At 61.0% G+C, this 22872-nt stretch carries 23 protein-coding genes and 1 pseudogene; 7 read left to right on the top strand and 17 right to left on the bottom strand.

The features are described 5' to 3' along the window. Positions 1-154 precede the first annotated feature (154 nt). A complete protein-coding gene (locus B5T_RS13680) occupies positions 155-1108 on the bottom strand; it encodes an aldo/keto reductase (RefSeq protein ID WP_014995105.1) in 954 nt (317 codons plus the stop codon). 186 nt (positions 1109-1294) lie between these two features. On the opposite strand from B5T_RS13680, the gene B5T_RS13675 reads away from it, so the two are divergent. Beyond that, positions 1295-2179, top strand: a complete 885-nt coding sequence (locus B5T_RS13675) for an AraC family transcriptional regulator (protein WP_202803009.1) — start codon at positions 1295-1297, stop codon at positions 2177-2179. Between the two features lie 144 nt (positions 2180-2323). After that, complete coding sequence (locus B5T_RS13670; RefSeq protein ID WP_041717035.1) at positions 2324-3544, top strand: ISL3 family transposase; 1221 nt, start codon at positions 2324-2326, stop codon at positions 3542-3544. Between the two features lie 96 nt (positions 3545-3640). Here the strand turns inward: B5T_RS13670 and B5T_RS23635 are convergent, their stop codons facing one another. After that, the gene (locus B5T_RS23635) at positions 3641-4003 is read right to left on the bottom strand and encodes a DUF3363 domain-containing protein (protein ID WP_456236316.1); all 363 of its coding nucleotides are present in this window, start codon (positions 4001-4003) and stop codon (positions 3641-3643) included. Here B5T_RS23635 and B5T_RS23630 point away from each other — a divergent pair. After that, positions 3905-4219, top strand: a pseudogene (locus B5T_RS23630) (IS1595 family transposase); the annotation flags it as partial. The gene B5T_RS23635 and the pseudogene B5T_RS23630 sit on opposite strands and share 99 nt — an antisense overlap. A gap of 80 nt (positions 4220-4299) precedes the next feature. On the opposite strand, the gene B5T_RS13660 reads toward B5T_RS23630, so the two are convergent. Together B5T_RS13660 and B5T_RS13655 are read right to left on the bottom strand one after the other, a co-directional pair. Then, the gene (locus B5T_RS13660) at positions 4300-4914 is read right to left on the bottom strand and encodes an FMN-dependent NADH-azoreductase (RefSeq protein ID WP_041717034.1); all 615 of its coding nucleotides are present in this window, start codon (positions 4912-4914) and stop codon (positions 4300-4302) included. Between the two features lie 29 nt (positions 4915-4943). Next, on the bottom strand, positions 4944-5735 hold the full coding sequence (locus tag B5T_RS13655) for a DODA-type extradiol aromatic ring-opening family dioxygenase (protein WP_041717580.1): 792 nt from the start codon (positions 5733-5735) through the stop codon (positions 4944-4946). Between the two features lie 75 nt (positions 5736-5810). Between B5T_RS13655 and B5T_RS13650 the strand changes: the two genes are divergently transcribed. Then, entirely contained in the window at positions 5811-6710 is a 900-nt protein-coding gene (locus tag B5T_RS13650) for a LysR family transcriptional regulator (RefSeq protein ID WP_014995099.1), read from the top strand. A gap of 23 nt (positions 6711-6733) precedes the next feature. On the opposite strand, the gene B5T_RS13645 is transcribed toward B5T_RS13650, so the two are convergent. The 9 genes from B5T_RS13645 to B5T_RS13605 all read right to left on the bottom strand — a co-directional run bounded on the left by B5T_RS13645 (position 6734) and on the right by B5T_RS13605 (position 14198). Beyond that, entirely contained in the window at positions 6734-8692 is a 1959-nt protein-coding gene (locus tag B5T_RS13645) for a relaxase/mobilization nuclease domain-containing protein (RefSeq protein WP_014995098.1), read from the bottom strand. A gap of 448 nt (positions 8693-9140) precedes the next feature. Beyond that, entirely contained in the window at positions 9141-9740 is a 600-nt protein-coding gene (locus B5T_RS13640) for a S26 family signal peptidase (RefSeq protein ID WP_014995096.1), read from the bottom strand. Beyond that, on the bottom strand, positions 9737-10282 hold the full coding sequence (locus tag B5T_RS13635) for a DUF2840 domain-containing protein (RefSeq protein ID WP_041717033.1): 546 nt from the start codon (positions 10280-10282) through the stop codon (positions 9737-9739). Before B5T_RS13635 ends, B5T_RS13640 begins: the two co-directional genes overlap by 4 nt. Then, positions 10279-10566, bottom strand: a complete 288-nt coding sequence (locus B5T_RS13630) for a hypothetical protein (protein ID WP_014995094.1) — start codon at positions 10564-10566, stop codon at positions 10279-10281. Before B5T_RS13630 ends, B5T_RS13635 begins: the two co-directional genes overlap by 4 nt. Beyond that, positions 10563-11201, bottom strand: coding sequence for a ParA family partition ATPase (gene parA, locus B5T_RS13625; protein WP_014995093.1), 639 nt, complete (start codon positions 11199-11201; stop codon positions 10563-10565). Before parA ends, B5T_RS13630 begins: the two co-directional genes overlap by 4 nt. A gap of 289 nt (positions 11202-11490) precedes the next feature. Beyond that, positions 11491-12351 carry a replication initiator protein A gene (locus B5T_RS13620; RefSeq protein ID WP_014995091.1) on the bottom strand — a complete coding sequence of 287 codons (861 nt, stop codon included), beginning with the start codon at positions 12349-12351 and terminating at the stop codon, positions 11491-11493. A gap of 14 nt (positions 12352-12365) precedes the next feature. Beyond that, on the bottom strand, positions 12366-12647 hold the full coding sequence (locus B5T_RS13615; protein ID WP_014995090.1) for a helix-turn-helix domain-containing protein: 282 nt from the start codon (positions 12645-12647) through the stop codon (positions 12366-12368). A 75-nt stretch (positions 12648-12722) separates the two neighbouring features. Further along, complete coding sequence (locus B5T_RS13610; RefSeq protein WP_014995089.1) at positions 12723-13529, bottom strand: DUF2285 domain-containing protein; 807 nt, start codon at positions 13527-13529, stop codon at positions 12723-12725. Positions 13530-13850: 321 nt separating this feature from the next. Next, entirely contained in the window at positions 13851-14198 is a 348-nt protein-coding gene (locus tag B5T_RS13605; protein WP_014995087.1) for a DUF2958 domain-containing protein, read from the bottom strand. A 265-nt stretch (positions 14199-14463) separates the two neighbouring features. Between B5T_RS13605 and B5T_RS13600 the strand changes: the two genes are divergently transcribed. Continuing rightward, positions 14464-14754, top strand: coding sequence for a helix-turn-helix domain-containing protein (locus B5T_RS13600; RefSeq protein ID WP_014995086.1), 291 nt, complete (start codon positions 14464-14466; stop codon positions 14752-14754). Positions 14755-14787: 33 nt separating this feature from the next. On the opposite strand, the gene B5T_RS13595 is transcribed toward B5T_RS13600, so the two are convergent. From B5T_RS13595 to B5T_RS13580, 4 genes are all read right to left on the bottom strand, one after another. After that, a complete protein-coding gene (locus tag B5T_RS13595) occupies positions 14788-15102 on the bottom strand; it encodes a DUF736 domain-containing protein (protein WP_014995085.1) in 315 nt (104 codons plus the stop codon). 775 nt (positions 15103-15877) lie between these two features. Continuing rightward, positions 15878-16087, bottom strand: a complete 210-nt coding sequence (locus B5T_RS13590; protein WP_014995084.1) for a hypothetical protein — start codon at positions 16085-16087, stop codon at positions 15878-15880. 61 nt (positions 16088-16148) lie between these two features. Further along, positions 16149-18227 (bottom strand): ParB/RepB/Spo0J family partition protein, encoded by a 2079-nt coding sequence (locus B5T_RS13585; protein WP_014995083.1) that lies wholly within the window; start codon positions 18225-18227, stop codon positions 16149-16151. An 81-nt stretch (positions 18228-18308) separates the two neighbouring features. Continuing rightward, positions 18309-19136 carry a DUF932 domain-containing protein gene (locus B5T_RS13580; protein ID WP_041717032.1) on the bottom strand — a complete coding sequence of 276 codons (828 nt, stop codon included), beginning with the start codon at positions 19134-19136 and terminating at the stop codon, positions 18309-18311. A gap of 620 nt (positions 19137-19756) precedes the next feature. Here B5T_RS13580 and B5T_RS13575 point away from each other — a divergent pair. Further along, positions 19757-19954: a hypothetical protein gene (locus B5T_RS13575; RefSeq protein ID WP_014995081.1), complete on the top strand. Its 198-nt coding sequence runs from the start codon at positions 19757-19759 to the stop codon at positions 19952-19954. A 35-nt stretch (positions 19955-19989) separates the two neighbouring features. Then, positions 19990-22872: an HsdM family class I SAM-dependent methyltransferase gene (locus B5T_RS22740; RefSeq protein ID WP_202803006.1), complete on the top strand. Its 2883-nt coding sequence runs from the start codon at positions 19990-19992 to the stop codon at positions 22870-22872.

Raw genomic sequence — 22872 nt, 5'->3', positions numbered from 1 at the left:
ACCCTAGACCATTTCAGTACTCCCACTTTTCAAGGCCATGCGAAGGCCGGCGACCACTCTGTGCCCGGGAAGAAGTCAGCCCTGATACAAGACAACTGTCCCGCAGGTTGCTCCATTTCGGCGAGCCGAGGACTTGGACTGGCGCTTCCTTGGCTTACATCCTTTGTTCCCACCAGCCACGGGTGTCCACTTCAGCCGCGTCGGCGAGACCTTCTAGTTCTGCAATTTCATCTGGGCTGAGCGTGATCCGGCCAGCTCGGACCAGACCATCAACATGATGTGGCTTAGTAACGCCGACGATAGGCGTCGCCCCCTTGGCGATAGCCCAAGCCGTTGCGACATCGGGAGCTGCTGCACCCTGCATCTGACCGATCAAGGCGAGTTTGTCCGTCAGTGCCTTCAACTGAGGCAGCATGCCGTTGTACGTTTCCGCGCGGTTGCTACCTGCTGGCAGCGGGTTCTCCGGACCGTATCCACCGCTCAGGGCACCTTGTTCAAGCACCATGTAAGCGAAGAATGGGATGTCCTGTTTGCGGCAGTAGTTCAGGATCCCAGCGCGCTCTGCGCTGCGGTAGAGGAGGCTATAGTGGTTCTGAACGGCTTCAACCCGAAACCCGGCCTCTCCGAGAATTCGGTTGGCAAGCTCAATTTCACTTAGGTTGTGATTTGAGACTCCGACATGTTTGACCTTTCCGCTCTTCAACAGCGGGATCAAGTGCGGCGTCCACCGCGGCACGTCCGCCGGATTGTGAATCCAGTAAAGGTCGATGTAGTCGGTGCCGAGGCGGGCAAGGCTCTGCTCTAGCATTTCTGCTACCGGATAGGCGCCGATTCCCGCGGCCTGCGGGGTGAACTTCGTTGAGAGTTGGTAGTCGCTGCGTGCGAGGCGCTTTAGGATCTCCCCAAGTACGTTCTCTGAACGGCCAGCGCCATACACAACGGCGGTATCCCAGAGACTGAACCCGGCTGTATGCGCCCTGTCGGCGATTTCTTCCAGGCCGACTTGAGTGAGGCTGCTGCCGAAATAGCCAGTGCCCACCTCGCCGCTGTCGCCCCAGGCCCACGTGCCCAATGCGACCGTGGGGATCTTCAGATTTCCGTTGGTCATGTTTGCTCCGGTTAATGAGTTCTGCGGCTAGCTTTGCTGTGCCCCAGATGCAGCCGAAACTGTGACGTGCGCCGCCGCCCAGGCGTTAGCCTAATGCGCCGAAATTGCTGCCTAATACTCTAAGTGCCTCGGTTCGAATTGCCTCGGCTGCACACTCATGCAATAGTCTCAACTATGGAAAAAATAGTGGAAATTGCAAAAATAATTGCAAGAAACGTCTCGAAGGATGGCTTCAATGCCACTCTGATAGAACGCGTGACACTTGTTCGATCCTCCACAGTGACGATGCCGATGCCGAATGTTTACCGGCCGCAACTATGCCTCGTCGCGCAGGGACACAAGGAGGTGACGCTGGGTGACCACACCTTCAAATACGCGCCCGGCCGCTATGGGGTAGTGACCTACGACCTACCGGTGGTTGGTCATGTGGTCAAGGCGACACCTAACGAGCCCTACCTCTGCCTGTATCTCGATTTCGATCCGGTGATGCTGGGCGACCTGGCGGCGCGCGTGCAGCCAATGCCGGGAGCGCCATCCCAGCCGATAGGCAAAACGGTGTCCGACGCCAGCGCTGCTCTACTCGACGCAGCGTTACGCCTGCTGCGACTGCTCGATGCACCGGCTGCGCTGCCAGTGCTCGGACCGCTTGCCGAGCAGGAAATTTTGTATCACCTGCTCGCCGGTACTGAGGGTGCCAGGATGCGACACATTGTCTCCAGCCAGGGTCCGGTGGCGCAGGTCGGACGCGCCATCGCTTGGATCGGGAAGCACTTCCGGGAACCGTTTAGCATCAAGCGGCTTGCCATGGAAGTAGGCATGAGTCCGTCGAGCTTACATGAACATTTTCGCGCCGTGACGGCGATGACGCCGCTGCAGTTCCAGAAGCAGCTCAGACTGCAAGACGCACGCAGCCTGATGCTGGTTCATGACCTCGACGTCACCACTGCCGCCTTCCGCGTGGGTTACGAAAGCCCAACGCAGTTTAATCGCGAATATCGCCGTCACTTCGGAGAACCGCCGGCACGAGACATAGCCCGCTTACGCGCGTTGCCAGACTTGAAGTCGTACTAATAAGTTAGAGCGCCAAGCGAGCGCTGTAGACGTGCAGCAAAAAGGTGTCGGGGCCAATTTTTGGTTCTCCGCAGATAACCGTGGAGCCTTTTCGTAGTCCAACATACCTTTGAGACTCGATCTCTCGGGCTTGAGGGTAAGGTGATGCTGGATCGGAAGACGATCGAGAAGCTAGGCGGATGGGAAGGCTATCGGCTTGAACGAGTGGCATGGCCTGAAGGCGATAGCCGGACGGTGACCATTTTCCTCCAGCCTTCGACGCGGACCATGTATTGCGAGCACTGCGGCAGTCGATGCAGGCAAGTGCATGAGACTACGATTCGTCGGGTTCGAGATCTGCCGCTGATGGCTCTTCGTGTCGCCCTGGTCGTGCCACGACGACGGGTCTGGTGCGACCACTGCGGTGGCCCGCGGCTTGAGAAGCTCAGCTGGTTGGGGCGCTATCAGCGCGTGACGAACCGGCTTGCCGAAGCGGTGAGCCAGTTGCTTCTTTCGAGCAATATCCTCGCCGTGGCGCGCTTCTTCCAGTTGGGATGGCACACAGTTAAGTCACTGGATAAGGCCCTCCTGCGCGAGGCCGTCCAGGAACCGGACTGGAGCCAGATCCACTATCTGGCGATGGATGAATTCGCCCTGCACAAGGGTCATCGCTATGCCACGGTGGTCGTCGATCCGATCAGCCGTCAGGTGCTGTGGCTGGGCAACGGCCGGTCGCGCGACACCGCGCGAGCCTTCTTTGAGCAGCTTCCTGAAGGAGTCGCCGCCCAGATCCGCGCCGAAGCGATCGACATGACGACCGCTTACGAGCTGGAGATCAAGGCCAACTGTCCCAACGCCGAAATCGTCTACGACCTGTTCCACGTCGTGGCCAAGTACGGTCGGGAAGTCATTGATCGAGTCCGGGTCGATCAGGCGAACAAACTGCGACAGGACAAGCCCGCACGCCGGGTCATCAAGTCGAGCCGATGGCTCCTTTTGCGCAACCGGGAAAACCTGGACCGCCGACAGACAGTGCAACTGAACGAGCTTCTGGATGCCAACCAGCCACTGCTCATGGCCTATCTCATGCGCGACGAGCTAAAGCGGTTGTGGTTTTACCGACGTCCGGGCTGGACTCGGCAAGCCTGGGATCACTGGCTTGAGCAGGCTCAACGCAGCGGGATCGCCGCGCTGGCCCTGTTTGCCCAACGGCTTTCGGTCTACCTGCACGGCATCCTGTCCCGCTGCCGGCATCCGCTCAACACCAGCATCGTCGAGGGCATCAACAACACCATCAAGGTCATCAAACGCCGGGCTTACGGCTACGGGGATCAGGAGTATTTCTTCCTGAAAATCCGCGCCGCGTTCTCCGGCATTCCGCGATGAACCTAAAATTAGGTTCTTAAATTATAGTGTATTCACGCTGTTTATTATACAACGACCGGATCGCGATGCCGTCCAATGTCCCATGACACGCCATTGCTACGCACCGTGACAGTATGCAGTTGTCGCGCTTCGATCACCGGCTTCCACGGCACCAGGCATGAACTCCATACCGTCATCAAGCATCGCATAGCACCCGCTGGCAAGCATGGCACTGCGTCGGTAAAGGCCAGTCACGCGCTGCCCATCGACCACGGAACGATGCTCCAAGTCTGTTTCATCTGCGATGTCCTGCGCGGCCTGCGCCATCTCTCGCTCGTGCAGGGTTACCAGCAGATTGCGCGCGATAACAATGCGCGGCCCACACTGGTGCCAGCAATCCAGCTGAAAATGGCACCGGATAGCATCGTCTATACCGACAGCTTCGGCAGCTATGAGGCGTTGGACGTCAGTCAGTTCCACCACGTTCGCATCAACCACTCCAAGGAGTTCGCCCGTGGCCGCAACCACATCAACAACGTCGAGAACTTCTGGAACCAGGCTAGGCGGGTACTTCGCAAATATAATGGAATCCCAAAGGACAACTTCCCTCTGTTCCTCTAAGAATGCGAGCTCCGCTTCGACTACGGAGCCCACAAACAACAACTCAAGACGCTGAAGGAGTGGGCTGGAATTTAGCCTTATCTACGACAGCCCCTGGATATATTTGATCTGCACGCCAGACCGCCCGGATTTTCCATGTCGGGCAGCGGGTGGTTTCAGGCGGCCGCTTGCTTGAGACTGGAGTCAAGTTTCCCGATGAAACTATTCATCGACTCTTCGCCAAGATCGACCACCTTGGCGCCGCCACCCGCGATGATCGTCACATCCGTGATCCCGATCACGCTGAGGATCAAATTCAAGTAATGCCGTGCGATGTCGCGATCGCGGATGGGTGAACCTTCGGTGTACACGCCGCCGGATGCCAGCAACACAGTGGCCTTTTTGCCGCTGACCATACCCTTACCGTCAAAGCCCAGTGTCATGCCCTTGCGCACGATGTAATCGACCCAAGCCTTGAGCGAGGCTGGGATGTTGTAGTTGTGCACCGGAGTGGAAATGACGATTTCGTCAGCGGCCAGCAGTTCGGCGACCAGTTCATCGGAGAGGTGCAACGCTTCCTTCATTTCGGCCGATTGCTCCCCGGGCGGCGTGAAGTATGCCTGCAACCAAGGCGCCGTGATGAAGGCAAGATCTGTTTTCGCAAGATCGCGCTCAACGATCTCACTGTCCGGGTGTGCGGCCTGCCAATGCGCCACGAAGTGGCGCGTCATGTTGCGCGATATGGAAGAATCGCCGCGAGGACTGGTTTCAACAACTAGTAGTTTGGTCATGGAAATCTCTTCGATTGCCGAGGTGGATGTCAGCCGAAGCGAAAGCCGGATATAGGCTTTCCAATCGCTTGGCCATGAAAGTCGATATGTCCCGGTTTGCCGGACGCCGCCCCGGCGGCGACCATCAGCGGAAGCAAGTGGTCTTCGTGGGGCTGAGCATCGCGCGCACCGGGAGCTTGTTCCCAGTGCATCAACGCGCGATCGCGAGTGGCGCCATCCAGCATCGCAGTACGCAACCAGGCGTCAAATGCTTCTGCGCCAGGGTCCGAGCGACCATATCCCGAAAAGCCACGCATGTTGTGGTAGGCCTGCCCGCTGCCGACGATGAGCACGCCCTCGTCGCGCAGCGGCTTCAAAGCGCGACCAATAGCGAGGTGGGCAGACGGGTCAAGTCCGCGCTGCATCGAAAGCTGCAGGACGGGAATGTCAGCGGTCGGAAACATGACCTTCAGAGGGACGAACACGCCGTGATCCCAGCCGCGTCGGTCATTTACGGCGCTTGCCACGCCAGCGGCACCGAGCAATTCGCGGACACGGGTCGCAAGCTCTGGTGCGCCGCGGGCAGGCCATGTCAGTTGGTAAGTGTAGTCGGGAAACCCGTCGTAATCGAAAAGCAAAGATGGGGCAGCGCCTACATTTACGGTCGGACGCACCTCCTCCCAGTGTCCAGAGACGACAAGGATAGAGGACGGACGTTCCGACAGTGTGCTGGCGAAATTCATCAGATACGCCTCTAGCTCGTTCCAGTCGGCGCGCACCGGGCCGGGCTCAAGAAAGAAGCAAGGGCCGCCGCCGTGGTTGAGGAAAAATGTTGGTTGCATGCACAGATATTGGGGGCGGCCGAACATCTTGAAAAGTGATATAATTTAGATACTTTCCATCTCATTATATGATGCATGGCGCTTGGCACTCTTAGCCTGGATCACCTGCGTGTGTTGGTGACAATTGCGGACATGGGTAGCTTTTCGGCTGCGGCCCGGAAGCTTCGTCGTGTTCAATCGGCCGTCAGCCAAGCGGTCGCCACCCTTGAGGAGATGCAAGGCGTCCGACTGTTCGACCGAAGCGGTCATCGACCGCAACTCACGGATATTGGACAAGTACTTGTCCAGCAGGCGCGCCTAGTGCTGGCCAGCGCAGCGCGCTTCGAGGCAGTTGCGGCAAGCAACCGGGCAGGACTGGAAGCCGAACTCGCTCTTGCGATTGATCCACTGGTGCCGACCGCACCGCTTATCGATAGCCTGCACGCGCTGCGCAGCAGCTATCCCGACCTTCCCGTCAGCTTCAGGACAGAGGGTCTTGGTGGTGCCCTGCGTCGTCTGCGCAATGATTCTGCCGCGCTGGCCATTTGCCTGCTACTTCCCGCCGTACCCGAGGACGTCGTCGCATATCCCCTGCTGCGCATTGAGATGATCCCGGTCGTCGCGCCCGAACATCCACTGGCCTCACTTGGAAGGCCGGCAACGCGAAGCGATCTTGAATCGCATACCCAACTCGTGCTCTCTGACCCGGTTGACCCCGGCGGTGCATCTTATGGGCTATCAAGCGCCAAGTTGTGGCGCTTCGTCGATCTCGGGAGGCGCTCGGATTTTCTTCTTGCAGGCCTTGGATGGTGCCGTATGCCCGGCCATCTCGTCAGCGATCCCATTGCTGCCGGACATCTAGCTCGTATCGAGATTGAAAACGATCCAACCCCTCGTGATGGAGTGACGATCTATGCAGCCCATCGACGCGACCATGCTCCTGGGGTCGCCGGGCGGTGGTTACTAGACGAACTGAAGCGGCGTTTGTGCCCCTGAGGTAGAGTGTGGCGTGTAGGAGTCTATCCAACTGCAGGCCCGCGTTGGCGTCCGATCTCCCAAGACACACTACCGCCGCGTACCGTGGCGGCTAGCTGTTGACCCAGTCGCTGTTCGATCACTGGCTTCCAAGGCACCAGCGAGAAACCTATGCCGTCATCGAGCATCGCGTAACGCCCACTGGCGAGCATGACGTTACGCCGATAGATTCCGGCCACGCGCTGCCCGTCTGCCACCGGCCGATGTTCTAGACCAGCTTCAATAGCGATGTCCTTCGCAGCCTGCGCCAGGTCGCGCCCGCGCAGCGTCGCCAACAGATTGCGGGCAAGCACGATGCGCTGCTCGCGATGCTCGGCCAGTCCTTGTTCGGTCAGGAAGTCAGCGCGCTGCCGCAGCGCGTCCTTGACCTCGGCACCAAAGCCCAAAACGCCAATCCCCTTGCCGCCACCGACCAACTGCTGGTCGAGCCAGGTAGCGCCGATGATGCGGGTTTGCCGCTCAATGGGTAGGTGCGATTTCAGCTCCACAGCCACAGGACCTAGGCGCTGTGCGTCGTACTGGTGACCCCGCTCGGCCAAGTCGCCGGGCACATGCCAGACGCCTTCGGCTTCGCGCTCTACGATGCCGGCGCGGCGCAGAGCTTCGAGCCGGCGAACATGGGCGGCCACCACCTCGCGCGGATCGCGGTCAGACGTGGCCTGACCTTGGGCGAGCGCCAGGTGATGATCGGTACGGTACACGCCATCGACGGCCAGTGCCGCGATGTTGCGGTCGGTGGCGCGCACGTCGGCAGCGCCTTTCACTTCCACCACGGCGCCGGTCGGGTACTGCTCCAGCTCCGACCGCGGCGGCAGCGCAACGTAGTGCGCCTTGCCGTCGGTGCCATCGACAATCAGATAGCCCTTGTCGTACAGCTCGTCGGCCAGCCCCTTGCCCGCCACCCGGCCGATGAGGGTGCGGCCGTCGTTGCCCTGCTCGAACACGGCCAGCTCGCGGGACTTGCCGCTCATCGCCCGCTGCATAGTTCGGATGATGTCGCCACGCTCGCCCATCGCCCGTAGGGTCGGCTCGGCCTCGGCATGGATGGCCCATGCGCCGGGCTGCTGCTCGGTCGCCAGCCCCATGCGCTGCAAGCGTTGCAGGCGGCCGATCAGCGCCTGCCGTTGGCGTTGCAATCGGGGTTCGGTGAAGCGTTCGACGCGCACCAGGTCGTCGTTGCCGGCCTCTCGCTGCAAGCTGCGATCCAAGCCCGTCCACCGCTCTTGTTCCACCTCACGCTGCATGGCGTGCTGCATCTCCAGTTCGGTGCGCGGCCCCAGCCATTCGGTCGCCAGCTCCGACGCACGCCGGCGCATCCCCTCGCCAATGTAGTCGCGGGAAATGATGAGGTCTTTGCCGGTGTCATCCTTACCGCGCAAGACGACATGCGTGTGCGGGTTGTCCGTATTCCAATGATCGACTGCAACCCATTCCAGGCGCGTGCCTAGGTCCGCCTCCATGCGCGCCATCAAGTGCCGGGTGTAGGTACGCAGATCGTCGAGCTGTTCGGCATCCTCCGGCGAGACGATGAACCGGAACTGGTGGCGGTCGTCCGCGCCGCGCTCCTTAAACGCTTCGAGGTCGGCATCGTCGGTCGTCGACCCGTAGGCGTGACCCGACCCGCCCTGGCGATCGACGCCTTCGCGTTCGACGTAGCGCAGATGTGAGGCGGTCGAACGCGGGCCGGCCTTCGCCAGATTCACCAACCGGACCTTGATCGTCACTCGCCGGGCATTCGCCCCAAGTCCCTGACCGGCAAAGCGCGCCGCCACATGGCCGCGGCCCAACCGTGAACCGGGTCGCTGGCCGACCTTGCCGGTTGTCTTATCGAGCTTCGCGCCGGCCTTGTCGGCCTGGCGTAGCACCTTGTTGATGAAGGCGTCGCCACGCTGCTTCGGCGCACCAGGCCGAACGCGGAATCGGTCATCGTCACGGCTGCTCATGGTGCGGCTCCATCCAAGGCCGTCGCAGTCCAGCGGACGAAGCACGCGGTTTCGCCAACGCCGATGCGACGTTGCGCACCTTCGCGGCACGATGCCGCTCCCTGGCGCGTGCCGCGCCACCCCCATGTGCAGACAAGGTTCCCAAGCGGCCACGTGCCGCGACCTTTTATCTTGCCTTCCGCCTTTGCCCTTCGCTGTCGCTCCGGGCATCGTCGGCCCGGCGGCGTTGCTGCACCCGCAGCCAGCCCGCTGGCAAACGCGCCAATGGCCGCAGGTCGAGCGCGTTCGAGGCAAGACGCCTGCACGTTGGACGGCTGCGCCGAAGACTGCGCGAAGTGCGGTGCGAATGCATCCGCACTGCACGCGCGACGACACGGCGAAGACCTGCAGAACGACGCGCCTGATAGCACGACAAGAGGCACGGCAACGTGCAGTGAATTGGCGGCCATCATGGGCGTGTCTCCAACCAGACCGGATGCGCAACGCCGATCGTGGCGGATGCACTGACTGGCCCGAAATAGCGGCTGTCGAACGATGCCGGATTGGTCACGCTTAACAGGAACAGCTCGCCCGGTTCGAGGCGGCGGCAAAGCTGCAAGGTTGGCAGCGGTCGGCCCAGCCGGTCGGCAGGCAGCGCAACGGCCACTGGCACGCCGTCGATGCGTACCTGTCCGCCGAGGATGCAGACGTGTTGCGGCGCGACCGCGCCCACACGCTTGAGCAGCGGAACGCGGGTCGGCAGGTAGCCGCGCTGCGCAGCGAGCACGGCAACATCTGGCGGCAGCGTGGTCAGGACGACGCTGCCCACGGACAAGGGACGTGGCAGCGAGTCGGTGCCGTGGCGCTGCGGATCGACGCGATACCAACCGACCGGAACACTGTCGGACGGGTTGTAGATCAGGCGCGGCAACGGCTGCACGAATGCTGTCCAGGCCAGCGCAGTGAGGCCGGCTGCGGCGAAGCCCGCCAGCACGAGGCGAGCGCGCAGGCGCGAGCGAGGAAGCGGTGCGGCTTCGGGCGTGCGTGCGGCGGTGGGATGGGCTGTCATGGCAGCGCCCTCCCGGCCAGCCAGGCAGCGTGCCGCTCGGCGGTGTAGTCGGGCAGCGGCGAATGCGCGGCGAGCCGGTTTGCGAGCGTGCGCCAGTACGCGGGCGACACGTCGATGGCAGCGATCCCCAGCGCCTCGATGTCGTCGATGCGTTCCAGCACGGCGCGCACATTGGCATCACCTTCGGCATGCAGCAGCAGGCACGCGCCTGGCTGCACGCCGGGGATGCGCTGCAAGGCATCAAGCGGTGTAGCAGCCTGCATCACCATGAGCTGCCAGCGGATCGTGCCGTAGTCGTTGGCTTGCCAACGAATGCGGCAGAGGATTGCACCCGGCAGGAACATGGCGCAGCGCCGCCAGCGGTCGAGCTGGAGCGTGCGGGCTGGTTCGCCGAAGCGCAGATAGAGCTTGAAGCGCGGTTCAATGTAGGCGAGCGATACGCGCGTCAACGGCGCGCTGCTAGGCTGGCTGGACGGCGCAGCGTGCGCAGCCGTGATCGCGATGGCGGCAGGTGCGGCAGCAGACAATGCGGATGTGGTCATAGCGTGTTCTCCCTGCGGTGTTCTGGAAACTCGCGCTCCAGCAAACCGCGCAGCAGGTCGGCCACGGTCACGCCTTGCGTGAAGGCCGACACCTTGATGCGCGCCCGCATGGCGGGCGTGATGTCGAGGGTCAGGCGAGCGGTGTAGAGGTCGCCCTTGTTGAGCGCATCGGCGTCGCCCTGGCGAATCCAAGCCTCGGCGTGCGGATTGGCTGGCGGACGCGCACCGATGCCGACCCGCTTGGCCGGGCGTTTGCCGTTGGGTGGGTTGCTGTTGTCGCTCATAACGGCCACCGCAGCAGTTCATCGGTGAGCGCGGTGATTTCCTGCGCCGCCGCACTATCGGGGGCTGTCTCCCGCGCCAATCGACCGGCAGCCACGCTGTCGGCAAAGACGATGCGCTGGCGCACCTCGCTGCGCAGCGCTGGCAGTGGTTGTTCGGCCAATGCCTGCCGTGCTTCGCGCCCGATCACCGTGGTGCTGACACGGCGGTTGATGACGAAGGCCGCGCATAGCGCAGGCCGGAACACCTGGGCCTCACGGATCAGCGCCACCATCTCGGCGCTGGCCCACAGGTCGTAGGGGCTGGGTTGTACCGGGATCAGCACCCGTTCGGCCGCCAGCAGCGCAGAGCGCGCCAAGGCGGCGATCCTGGGCGGCCCGTCGATGATGACGTGATCGGCCCGCCTGGCGAGTTCTGGGGCTTCCTGGTGCAGTGTTTCGCGTGCAAGGCCCACGGCGCTGAACAGCCGGGGCAAGCCCTGCTGACTTCTGCGCTGTGTCCAGTCCAGTGAGGAACCCTGCGGGTCGGCATCCAGCAGGACGACGTGCAGGCCGCGCATCGCCAGCTCGCCCGCGATGTGCGTGGCGAGCGTGGTCTTGCCGACACCGCCTTTCTGGTTGAGCAAGGCAACGATCATGGCGCGGCCCTCCTGCTTGGAAGACCGGCCTGTTTTTGCCGTGCCGAACGGGGTGGTTTTTGGAGTTTCTGCTGGCTGATTTTTCGGCCTGCGGCAGTTGTCCACCGCAATGCTGTTTCTCTATCAATAGTTAGAGAATTTAAGTTAGTAATGTTAGAGGGATCGCAAACCCGCGCCGTTACTGGCTTTGCGGCGTTTTCGTACTCCTGATAGCACGATAGGCGTACTCCTGATAGCACGATACCTCTTACTCCTGATAGCACGACCCCATCCACAGCTTGTCCCGCTGTTATCCCCGTGCCGTCTGCGGCACGGGCCGGAAGGTCAGCAATTCCATGTCGTCCTCGGGAATCCGCACGATGCCCAGCTCGTATCCCGGCAGTGATTGCCGGGCGACCAGCGCCCGCAGGTCGTAGGCGAAATCCGAAAACCGCGTGCTGCTGCCCGACTTGCGGTGCAGATGCCGGAAGTCGAACTGCCAGCCGTATTCCTGCCGGCCGCCATGCTTGCGCACCAAGCGGTACAGCCAGCGCTCGATGCCACCTGTGAGTCGGAAGTACGTCGGGTCGATGGTCAGCACCAGGGCGGCGTCCAGCACGCCGGCATAGAACCAGTCCGGCAGGATCAACTCGATGCCCAGCGGCGTGCCTCTGGCATCGGCCAGTTCCTTCCACTCGTTGATCCACGAAAAGCGGTGCAAGCGCCTTCCCGTCGTTTCGCGGATGGATGTGGCCACCGTGGTCGATTGCAGCCGATCCAGCGCGGCCTTGAGGCGCTGGTAGTCGCGCAGCGACTTGCCGCGCCCGATGAAGCGCAGGATCTCGTAGGGCGTGGCCTGCATCCGCCGGGACGGCTGGATGCCCGCGTCCTTGGCTTCGACGATCTGGCTGGCCGCCCAGATCAGGATGTCGGCATCCCAGATGGTGGCGATGCCATGCTCCTGCGTGCCTTCCACGCGAATGGTGATGTTGCCGCTGCGGAAGTCGATCGGCGCGGTGCGCCGCGACTTCGCCAGCGAGAAAAACGGATACGCCATCAAGTCCTGGGCATCGCGCGGTGCCATGTCCTCGCCCGGCAGAGCGTGGAACAGGTCGAGCTGTTCGCGCTGCTGCAAGGCGTGCCCTGGTGGGCGGGACATGCCGATGGCCACCGACGATGCTCCGATCAGCGCGCACGGCTGTCAGCCGAGTGGTGCTCGGCATATTCGGGGTCGGAGGTGGTCTCGAAACTGCGCGTTTCCGCCCAGGCATCGAGGTCGGCCACGGCGTACATCACACGGCGGCCGAACTTGCGGAACTTCGGGCCACCACCGATAACGCGCTGTTTCTCCAGCGTGCGCGGTGACAGGCGCAGGTAGTCGGCAGCCTCATCGTTGGTGAGATAGCGCTGGGGTTGTGCGGGTGTGGCAACGGGAGCGGCGGCGGGCCGCAAGGGAGCAGGTCGCATGGGATGTACCTCCATCAAGCCCGGCCACACAGCGCAGCCGGATGGAGGCAGTCTCAAGAAACTTGAGGCTCTTGTTCAGGGACGTTCTGCTGCGGATGCGAAACGTCCCCCCTCATGCGAAGTGACAGCCGGAAGCTGTGTCAGACGGCGATAACCGCCGCGCATCAGCCCATCGCCCCGACGCACCAGCCGCCGCACGCGGGCGCGCAAAGCGCTGTCGGCGTGCCAGTCGGCGGCAACGGTATCCACACCAAACAGCCCTTCGGCCACCTCCCGCAAGGACGCACCCGCCAGGGTCGCGTCCAGCGCCTGAAGCGTGTGCAATTCCAGCAATGCGGACAGCGGCGGACGTGGCCGGACGGTCGCCGCAGGTGTGGCACCGGCAGCTACGGCGATCTTGCTCAATTCGCTCGCCAGGGCCACATAGCGTTCGCAAGGCGCGGTGCAGGCCCGGATGGCATAGGCGTAAGCCATGCCATCAGCCAAGCCTGGCGCGAGCACGAAGCGCAGGCAACAGCCGGGCCAGCGCGCCACCAGCACCAAGCGCTTGCCGTCATGGATCAGGTGTTTGTGGCCCGGCAGCTTCCAGAACTCAAAGCACAAGGCATCGGGCGGTGGATCGGCATCCGGGTAGAGCTGCACCACGGCATCGTGATCGGGGAACCAGGCCGGGTGCGCGTCCCGCGCATCCAGGGCGGGATCTTCCAGCAGGCGCAGCCCCCAATGCCCGGCGGCATCCGGTTGGCGACGACGGCGCAGCCAGTCGTGCCGATAGTCTGGATGACGGCGCAGGTACTCCCATGCCAGCGCCGGGCCATCCAGGTGCAGAACGTAGAGATAGGCCGCCGTGGCATACCACGGCTCGGCACTGCGATCAGCCATACGGCAACCTCCCTGTGCTGGGGGTGCGTCGCCACGGCGAAACGGCGTGCTACGAGGCCATCGTCAAAACGTCATGGGTGAAGCGTAAACTGGCAGTGTCAAGACCGATGAACTCCGATGCGTTGCTGAAATCGTCCGAGTGCGACGGCGGCAACGCTCTCCAATGGCATGCCGCGTCGGTCAGCTTGCCGTAGCCCGCGCCAGGCATCATGACCGTTTCGATCAGGCACGCACCACTGCGGTGCAACACTGCCGATTCAGACCGAACGGGTCACAGACCAGACCGAAATAGACACAGTGCGCCTCGCTTCGCGGTGGTGCTCAATCGGTGATCGAGCCGCTGTCTTCGGCCAGTCGCAGGTATTCCGACAGCCGCCGCAGCGGCTGGAAGTAGCGATCCCGCATCACGGGCTGCTCGCGCGGCCCGACGATGGCGGCCAGGTCGGACAGCTTCACCGTTCCCAGTGCAGGCATGCCAATCCCCAAGTCGATCAGGCCGTGGGCAGTATCGCCATCGGCGGGGTCGAGCGAAGCCAGCAGCCAAGTGGCATGCGCATCTGGCGTGAACAGGCGCACCACAGGCAGCGGGTCGGTGTCCTGCCCGGCGGCGCGGGCGTGGCCGTTGGCCAGCAGGCACATGCGCTCGTCGGTGGTGATGAGCGTGGTCATGGCTGTACGTCCACGGACTTGCGGAGCAGCAGAGGCGCTTTCACGCCGTCCAACGAAAGCACCAATGCGCAACCCCACGTATCCGCAGAGACGTAGAAGCACGAAGGCACATGCACGGAAGTCAGGAAAGGCACGGATCAGGCTCTCCGCTTTTGAAGAAAGCCGCCAATGCGGATTTCAGTAAAGGCACAAAAACAGGTGAGATTGGATGAATGAGTTAAATATAACGTGGTTTTAATTGTGCTGCGAATCGACGCTTCTGTCTATGCAGAAGCGAACCGTCCAGCGCGGCCGACCGGCCGGCTCTACCACCTTCGACGCCGAGCTGGCCCAGGCCTTCGGTGTGGCGGTGCGTGCGCTGCGCACGGAGCGCGGCATCGCACAGGAAACGCTGGCCAACCTGGCCGGCATTGAACGCTCGCACATGGGCAAGATCGAGCGCGGCGAGCATTCACCGACCCTGGCGATCATCTTCAAAATCGCCGGTGCGCTGGAGTGCAGTACAGCAGCGCTGATGGCCGAAGCGGAAAACCGACTTTCGGCTTCCGAGACGTAGCGCCCCGCCGCGATGGACGGGGCGCTGCGGCGGTTACGCCGCTTTGGGCTTGCTGCGCGACCAGATCAGGTCGTGTGCGCCGTCCTCGCCTTCGATCAGACGGGCATAGACCGTTGCAGGGAACGATGGATCGTCAAGGGTCACGGACACATAAGGGCGTCCGGCCTCACTGGTTTTTTTCCACGCTGCGCCGATGTCGTGGCCAGCCGCTTGCAGGCGGTAGTCGGGTGCGCTCTCGTTGTCACCCTTGTCGTTGGGAACCAGCTTGACCTTGACGTTGAGCGTCAGGGTGCGAAGTGTGCCGGTGAAGCCGTCTTTCTCTGCGGTGAAGGTGCCGATGTTAGCCATGATGATTTCTCCTTTCGGGTTGAACAAGGTCGCGCCAGTGCGTCCTTGTTGTGATCCGCCCGGCGGGGGATGGGCTGGCCGCACCGCGCAGCGGTCGCAACAACGTGGAGAACCAGGAGGAGAAAAGAATTTGTCCCGCGAGGAATGCGCGCAGCGCAGGGGAAATTGTTTTCGCCTCCAGGTTGCGGTCATAAAGCCCGGGCGCAGCCGCGCCACCGCCAGGATTCACGACAAGACAAGGACGCACGGGCCGCCCGCTCCCGAATGGAGACATGGCCGACTCGGCATCCTCGCATGACAACTTCACCGGCTTGTTCCCTGACGCGGCCAGGTCAATGCCCCAGCAACAAGGTACGAGCGCTCCTGCCACAACTTGCGGCCACATGCTTGATGCGTGGCGTGGAAGCTCCACATCGAGGCCAGGTGGTGTGTCGGTGAACCGTCCTTCGTGACGTACAGGCAACGAACCGCCAGCGTCGAGCACAGCACGCTTTCGTGCAACCTGCCGCAGCAAGCCGTGGCGTAGTCCCACAAGCGCCGCCCATAGCGGCGAGGTGCTGTCGGAATGTCGGCGACGCGTGCGCCGCTGCACTTGCATGGCTTCAATGGCTTTTGCGCACAAGGCGACTTGTGCGCGGCCCCTTTGCCGCCTTCGGTCAGGCGGCAAAGGGGCGTTTTGGCTTTGAGCCTTGAAACCGGGTGCGGCCACTGCCGCGCGCGGAGTTTTGGCATTTCCCGCGCCCAAGACGGAACGGCTTGGGCGCGGGGGGGCTTCCTATTCTTTGGTTTCGATGATCCACCACACGGCACGCGGCAAGGCGCAGCCCGTGATGGGGTGTAGGTCGGTCAGGTCGGCACGGGCTGTCCAGCCGCGAGGCGGACGATAGCCGCGCACGTCGCTATCGCCATGCCAGCGGCGGGCGCGTATCGTGCCGGGGGCGTAAGTCGCGGCCATGCGCGGGCGGTTCGTGGTGTCGTGGCTCATGGGGGAATCCTCGGCATGAAAGCGCCCCGGCCGGAACCGGGACGCTATCTGTGGTGCGGGGTCAAGCGGCCAGTGCCTCGGCTTGCGTCTGCTCATCCGCCACGGCGGCGACTTCCTCCGGTGCTTCGGCTGCCTCATCCGTCACCACCTCCTGCGCGGCCTGCTGCGTGGCTTCGGCGGCGAAGATGGCTGGCATCCAACCAGTTCCATCAGCCAGCCGTTCGGCCTCGCTGGCAATGTCGCCTTTTTTCAACTTCGCCAGCCGGGTGACGTGCTCCGGTGCGAATTCGCCCACGGCTTCCAGAATCGCGGCCTTCGGCACATGCTGGAAATAGCCTTCGGCGGTCGGCTGCCACCACGCTGCCATGTCCAGCCCCACGGCCTGCGTCAGTTCGGCACCCGGCTGGTGCTGTGTGGCGCGGGGCGTCACCACATCGACCGTGGATGCCACGCATACGGCCAGCAGACGCACCAGTTCATCCTGCGGCTTCGCCAATAGTGCGGCGAACAGTTCGGCGCTGTCCTCCGGCAAGGCTTCACCCGCTACCTGTTGCAGTTCGCGCAGTGCCACGGCGGCGGACGATTCCGGCCAGTCCGGGGCCATGCCTTCCAGCCGATCTTGCTGGGTCAGCTTCACGCCCAGCGGCAGGTCGTGGCCGTAGTAGCTGCCGTGCAAGACGGTCTGCACCATGCCATGCACCAGTGCGGCCAGCGCCACCTGCGGATGCCGGGCGACTTCGATTTGCAGCGCGGCGGTACGGTGGGCGCTCAAGCGTTGCGCCAGCCGGTCGGACATGGCGGCGGTCTTGGGGGCGTTGTCCGCTTCCTCTCCTTCGTCGTCGTTGTCGGCTTCGCTGCCGAAACCTTGCCGCAGCCGTTCCAGCGTGCGCAGTGCCTTGGCCTCGGCTTCGCGCAGCAGCCCGCGATGAATCACGGCCTCGCCGTTGCGGTCGATGGTGACGATGGCCCCGGCGGCAGCTTTGACGGCTTCCCCGTAGTCCTGCAAGCCATCTTCCAGCGCCTGCAACTGTTCGCCCAGGTGTTCGCCTTCCTCCTGCAAGGCGTCGGCCTTTTCTTGATCGTCGGCGTCCAGGGCGGCATCCACGGCCTCGGCCAGCGCCTGCATCTTGGTTTGCAGCTTCTCGATGCGTTGGGCTTCGCGCTTGTTCGGGCTGCGGCGCTGCCTAGGGGCGCGCTGGAAGGCTTGCAGATCGGCATGGGTAGTGCCGGGGGTGGCATCCACCCATGCCCAGCCTTCGGCCTTCACCTCGGCGGCAAGGCCGGCCAGCTTGTTCTGCGCCAGCCGTTCCAGCAGCGTGGCATCGGTCAGATACACGCCGCTATCGGCTTCCGCGAACAGATCGCGGCGGGTGCCACCGCCTGCAGCCTCGTAAGCATCCAGCCCAACGAAGCGCACCAGCGGATGCCGATGGGCATCAATCTCGCGCTCGGTCAGGCGGTCGCGCAGGTTATGCGGACTGCGCAGCCATGTCGGCGCATCGTAGAACGCGGCTTCCTGCGCGGTGTGATCGTCGGTGATGGCAAGGGCCATCAACTGGTCAAGGCTCACGACCTCGGCCCGGTAGTCGGCCAGCAGGCGCGGCGATACGTTGGCGAGTTTCAGGCGGCGCTGCACCACCAGCGGCGTGACGCTGAAATCTGCGGCAATGTCCTCGATGGGTCGGCCTTCGGCCACCAGCGCGGCGAATGCCTCGAACTGGTCAGCGGGGTGCATGGCTTCGCGCTGCACGTTCTCGGTCAGGCTGGCGGTGCGGGCGGTGCCATCGGCCACCAGCAGGCAAGGTACATCCCATTCTTTGCTGATGCGGCGCTTCTTCGCCAACAGCTTGAGGGCGGCAAGGCGACGGCCTCCGGCCACGACTTCGTAACGCTCGCCGTCAGCGGTCGCGGTCACGATCAGGTTTTGCAGCAGGCCGACACGCTGGATGCTGGCGGCGAGTTCAGGAATCGACATGCGCGGGGTATTGCGCACGTTGCGGCCCGTGGGGCGCGACACCAGCCGCGACAGCGGCACAAGAATCAGATTCTTGCTCGGGTCGGCGGCTTCCAGCAGCACGGCAGGCGCGGCGCTGGCTGCGGCGTGGATGGCTTGGGCTTCGGTGTGGTTGATAGCGTTCATGGTGAAAACTCCTTGCGATGATGGAATGCAGCAGCGAATGACGCGGCAAGGGTTGCTGCCTGCCCCTGCCGCGCAGGGAAATCAGGCTTTCAACTGGCGCAGGCCGTCGGCCAGCAGCCACAGGGCGCGATTGAGGCGAATATCGGAATCAATGCCCTGCACCGGGCGGGTCTGCTGGCGTCGCCCGTTGGCGCTGCGCCCATGCAAACCGCCTTTGGTCAGGTTCTCTTGGGTGCGGTTGAACACGCTCCACAAGTCCGGGCGGCGGTCGTCGAAACGGCGCGGCATCAGGATTTGCGATTCGGTGATGGGTGCGGGCTTGTCCGGGTCGTCGTACTTGAGCGACAGCGCGGCGCGGGCGAACACTTCGGCCTCGCCTTCGTCCAGCGTGATGGCCTGCATGGATTCGCGGGATTCCAACGCACGGTCAAAACCGTGCAGCACCTGATAGGCACCTTCGATCACTTGTCCGGCCACGTCGCCCTTATGCGGCACGCGCACATCGGCCACGGTATCGCCGCAAACAAGGCCATTGCTGCACACGAAACGGAACATGCCGGCCAGCATCTGGTAGCTGCTGGTGCCATCGTGCGAGTTCAGCAGGATGATTTCGTTGGCTTCGCCTCGGGCATTGATCTGGCTGGCGTGGCGCAGCCGGATCATGTGCTTGGTGTAGTCGCGCCGGTCTTCGTGGCGGGTGCGGGTCTGCGTCACCATGAAAGGCTGAAACCCTTCCTTGCGCAGTTCGGTCAGCACCGTGGCGGTGGGGATATAGGCGTACCGCTGGGAGCGGCTTTCGTGGGGTGCCTCGGCAAAGATGGACGGGGCCACGCGGTGAATCTGCTCATCGGACAGCGGGGAGTCGCTGCGCAGTACCGGGGAACGGGAAGCGAAACGGGATGCAAGCATGGTCTTTCTCCTGACGAAAAGGGTTTGCTGTTCAAACCGCACACCGGATTCCTAGATTCGGAGCCCAGCCTTTCGGCTGTTCGGTGCGGTTGGCACGAGGAACCCGGTTGGCCCTGTTGCCACCGTCTTTCCTGAGTTCATCGCCCGCGACGGTCAGGAGCCCACGGACGTGGGCAGTCAAGGAGAAAAGCGGCAGGTAGGTGCGGCCCGCAGGCGCAGCCGAGGACACGGCCTGGCGCGCCTTGATGGCACGCGGCCACGGGCTACAGTCGCGAGCAAGGTGATGGAGTCAGGAGAGACGGCTGGACATGGCAACAGCCGCCGCGATGTGCAAACCGCACGCAAGCGAAGCGCGCAGGCCCGAAGCTGGAAGCCGGGCCGTAGGCGTCAGCTGAGCGGAGCGAGGGAACGATGGAAGCCCGTCAGGGGCGAGACTCGCGTAGCGAGGCTCGATGCGCAGCACGACAGCGCGACCGGTCATGCTTCTTGGCCGGGGACGCCCTTTCAGCATATCTTTAAGTAATGATTTCTGGCTTTCTGGCTTTCAACAAAGCCAGAAATGCCGCATAATCCAAACATAGTCCTGTTCGTAAGGACGATCGCTAAATGGAGAGCGTCCAATGACTGGCAGCAAGGTGGCTACAGGCGAAAAAGAAGTCACAGCGAACTCCGACAAAGGAGCGTCGCTCAATTTCAAAGTCAGCCCGGAATTCAAAAAACAATTCAAAGGGTATGCCGTTGCTCAAGGCGTCAGCATGACCGACCTTTTAAAAGAAGGCTTCTCTCTCTTGAAGAAAAATGGTCAAACCAGTGAATAAGACCTTATCCATTCATATCAATCGGGTTCAGCGCAATGGCGGTCAAAATGACACTTGATGCGCGCGATATTTCACACATGTCGGTTGACTGGTTGCGCTTGATTCGTGAAGGCCACGAGGTCTCCAGCATTGCGGGACTGGTTGCCGTCAGCAATTATGATCATAAGGGAAGACCTCCAGAAGAAGTCTCCATTATGGAGAAGGCCCGATCCTATGGGGCACGCGCTGTCTTTTTTGAGGAGGCACGTCATGGTCGTGCCCCTGTTGCACAGGCTTTTATATTTAATTCCACAGATGAGCCTGATGACACACGTTTTGCAGAATTGCATAAACGCCTCTGGAGTTGGGGGGGAGTTCCACTTGCGTATCGGGCCTTGCCGGGCTGCATTCAACTATTCCGGTGCGCTCATGCGCCAGATTTTCTGGGCAAAGATGGCGCCCCAGTTTGTAACCCTGTAAGAACTCTTATCCTTGGGGCAAAAATCGCTGCGGCAGATGTATGGTGGGATGCCGATAGGATTCACAACGGAGCGATCTGGGATGATCCCGACGCCTGCAAATTAATGCTTTCTGCGCAGAAAGCTGCGCATCGAACTCTGGTTGAAGCTGTACGGACGCTAGCGGGTAAACTTTCAGAGCGGCGACTACTCGCACCTCGCCTAAGCCGAAAACTTCTTATTCTGTCGCTACTCATCGCCTACCTTGAAGAGCGATCTGTTCTGTTGCCTGCTGATTTCGGCAATGCGTGCCAAGGAGCCAGGCGCTTCTTTGAAGTTCTCAAAGATGGCAAGGCGTTATCAACGCTTCTAATAACGCTAGAGGAACGATTTAACGGTCACGTTTTTCGTTTGTCAAAAGATGAGCATTCAACATTAGCAGGCAATACCGAACTTGAAAACTACGCGAGACTTATTGAAGGCTTTGAGGATGGTGGTGGGCAGCTTAGTCTGTGGAAGCTGTATTCATTCAAAGACTTGCCGGTTGAGCTGATCAGCAACATTTATCAGCTTTTTGTCAAAGATGCATCGAGCTCTATCTATACACCTCCTGCGTTAGTTAGATTAATGCTGGAAGAGTCACTAAGCTGGAGTCGGCTTGATGAACTAATGGCAGGAGATGGGGTGATTCTTGATCCAGCATGTGGATCAGGCGTCTTTTTAGTCGAGGCGTACAAACGACTGGTTTTACACTGGCGCTGGCGTAATGACTGGGCGCGGCCAGGCATAGATGATCTGCGCCTCCTACTTCAGCGTGTACACGGAATTGACGTCGAAGACGGAGCAGTTGAACTCGCAGCATTTAGCTTATGTTTGAGCTTGTGTGATGCACTACAGCCGGAAGAAATCCGCTCGAGCGTTAAGCTATTTCCGCCTTTAGCCGATGTAACGCTGCATCACAGTTGTTTTTTTGAGGCAAAGCAAAAAGGACTAGTAACATCGCCGATTTCCGTAGTGGTGGGCAATCCTCCATTTGAATCATCTTTGACTACAGATGGCGCACGCCGCAGCTATGCTTCTTATAAGAAATTGCATGGCCCTCTGGCGGACAAGCAGTTGGCATACCTTTTTCTCCACGAAGCAATGGAGATGCTCGTCGAAAATGGCATATTGGCAATGGTTGAGCCAGCTGGTTTTCTTTACAACCAGCATTCGCTTTCCTTTCGGCGCACCTTTCTTGAACGCTGGAAAACGCGTGAAATTTTAGATTTCGTTTCTGTGCGAGGGCTTTTCAAAAAAGGAGGCGCTGATCCTAAAATTGTCGTGGTAATTGCTGAAGCAAAGAAGCCGGCAGCCGAGGATCGCTTGCTTCATGCAATTTTCCGTCGCAATGGCCGCGCGACCGCGGAGCAGGGATTTGATATCGACTATTACGATATTCACTGGATTCGGAATCGCGATGCGGCGAAATCTCAGGACATTTGGCGTGCAAACTTGCTGGGGGGAAGTCGCGTTCATAGCATGATCACGCGTTTACGGAAATATTCAACGCTAAAGGACTTGGCCACAAAGCAAGGATGGGATTTTGGCGAAGGGTATTTTGGCGGACAAAAGAATAGCTCTGAAAATGTCCAGCACTTGATTGGGAAGGCGCTACTACCAACTCAGGCACTGGGGGCTGACGGCATTGACCGATCCTTGCTCAGCGTTGTACCTAATGATCCGATCAAAGATCCGAAGTCAGAAAATCGGTTTATGCCCCCACTTCTGCTTATTAAAGAGCATGAGGATCTTTATTTTGATTTATGGAAAGACGGGTATCTAGCTTATAAAAACGAAATAGTTGGATTTTCCGCTCCCGGCAACGCGGAGAAACTGGATGAGGTTGCAGATTGGCTTCGCACTCATTCAACTGTTTTGCGAGCGTTCGCCGCTGGAATAAGTTCACGCTTATTTACACAGCGTGCCACCTCTATTTTCAATGCGGATATTCTCTCCCTTCCGTATCCAGAGGACGGAAATCTTGACGTAAGTAGCAATGAACTAATTATCGCTGAGGACATTGTCTCATTCCAACGTGACCTCATTCGATTGGGCACTGCGTCCCCCGCAATGCAGCAAGTAGAGCTAGATGCTCTTAGCGCATTTGATGATGTTTTCACTGCTCAAGTTAACGGAGTTTATGGGCGAAATTCTTTGCGAGCACTTCCAATGGAGAGATGGTCGGGTGCTATTTGCAAAACATACGCTTTCGGTGATGGATCAGTGGACTGGTCAGATGCTGGCGATTTGCGTAATCGCCTGGATGCTCTTCTTTGTGAGAAGAGAGGGAATAATCTGAATATTACGCGCATCACTAGGCTCTATGACAAGAATTTTTTATTCCTTCTAAAGCCTGATCGCCATAGGTTCTGGATGCGTTCAATTGCACTTCGTGATGCTGATGACGTTCTGTCCGATCTACGCATGCAGGGGTTTTAA

Source organism: Alloalcanivorax dieselolei B5 (genome assembly GCF_000300005.1).
GTDB classification, from domain to species: Bacteria; Pseudomonadota; Gammaproteobacteria; order Pseudomonadales; family Alcanivoracaceae; genus Alloalcanivorax; species Alloalcanivorax dieselolei.
This window is presented reverse-complemented; position numbering and strand designations above follow the sequence as displayed.

Excerpts from the sequence above, each read along its gene's own strand:
- B5T_RS13680 (WP_014995105.1), bottom strand. The coding sequence starts at position 1,108 with ATGACCAACGGAAATCTGAAGATCCCCACGGTCGCATTGGGCACGTGG.
- B5T_RS13670 (WP_041717035.1), top strand. The coding sequence starts at position 2,324 with ATGCTGGATCGGAAGACGATCGAGAAGCTAGGCGGATGGGAAGGCTAT.
- B5T_RS13660 (WP_041717034.1), bottom strand. The coding sequence starts at position 4,914 with ATGACCAAACTACTAGTTGTTGAAACCAGTCCTCGCGGCGATTCTTCC.
- B5T_RS13655 (WP_041717580.1), bottom strand. The coding sequence starts at position 5,735 with ATGCAACCAACATTTTTCCTCAACCACGGCGGCGGCCCTTGCTTCTTT.
- B5T_RS13650 (WP_014995099.1), top strand. The coding sequence starts at position 5,811 with ATGGCGCTTGGCACTCTTAGCCTGGATCACCTGCGTGTGTTGGTGACA.
- B5T_RS13645 (WP_014995098.1), bottom strand. The coding sequence starts at position 8,692 with ATGAGCAGCCGTGACGATGACCGATTCCGCGTTCGGCCTGGTGCGCCG.
- B5T_RS13640 (WP_014995096.1), bottom strand. The coding sequence starts at position 9,740 with ATGACAGCCCATCCCACCGCCGCACGCACGCCCGAAGCCGCACCGCTT.
- B5T_RS13635 (WP_041717033.1), bottom strand. The coding sequence starts at position 10,282 with ATGACCACATCCGCATTGTCTGCTGCCGCACCTGCCGCCATCGCGATC.
- B5T_RS13630 (WP_014995094.1), bottom strand. The coding sequence starts at position 10,566 with ATGAGCGACAACAGCAACCCACCCAACGGCAAACGCCCGGCCAAGCGG.
- parA (WP_014995093.1), bottom strand. The coding sequence starts at position 11,201 with ATGATCGTTGCCTTGCTCAACCAGAAAGGCGGTGTCGGCAAGACCACG.
- B5T_RS13615 (WP_014995090.1), bottom strand. The coding sequence starts at position 12,647 with ATGCGACCTGCTCCCTTGCGGCCCGCCGCCGCTCCCGTTGCCACACCC.
- B5T_RS13610 (WP_014995089.1), bottom strand. The coding sequence starts at position 13,529 with ATGGCTGATCGCAGTGCCGAGCCGTGGTATGCCACGGCGGCCTATCTC.
- B5T_RS13605 (WP_014995087.1), bottom strand. The coding sequence starts at position 14,198 with ATGACCACGCTCATCACCACCGACGAGCGCATGTGCCTGCTGGCCAAC.
- B5T_RS13600 (WP_014995086.1), top strand. The coding sequence starts at position 14,464 with ATGCAGAAGCGAACCGTCCAGCGCGGCCGACCGGCCGGCTCTACCACC.
- B5T_RS13595 (WP_014995085.1), bottom strand. The coding sequence starts at position 15,102 with ATGGCTAACATCGGCACCTTCACCGCAGAGAAAGACGGCTTCACCGGC.
- B5T_RS13590 (WP_014995084.1), bottom strand. The coding sequence starts at position 16,087 with ATGAGCCACGACACCACGAACCGCCCGCGCATGGCCGCGACTTACGCC.
- B5T_RS13585 (WP_014995083.1), bottom strand. The coding sequence starts at position 18,227 with ATGAACGCTATCAACCACACCGAAGCCCAAGCCATCCACGCCGCAGCC.
- B5T_RS13580 (WP_041717032.1), bottom strand. The coding sequence starts at position 19,136 with ATGCTTGCATCCCGTTTCGCTTCCCGTTCCCCGGTACTGCGCAGCGAC.
- B5T_RS13575 (WP_014995081.1), top strand. The coding sequence starts at position 19,757 with ATGACTGGCAGCAAGGTGGCTACAGGCGAAAAAGAAGTCACAGCGAAC.
- B5T_RS22740 (WP_202803006.1), top strand. The coding sequence starts at position 19,990 with ATGGCGGTCAAAATGACACTTGATGCGCGCGATATTTCACACATGTCG.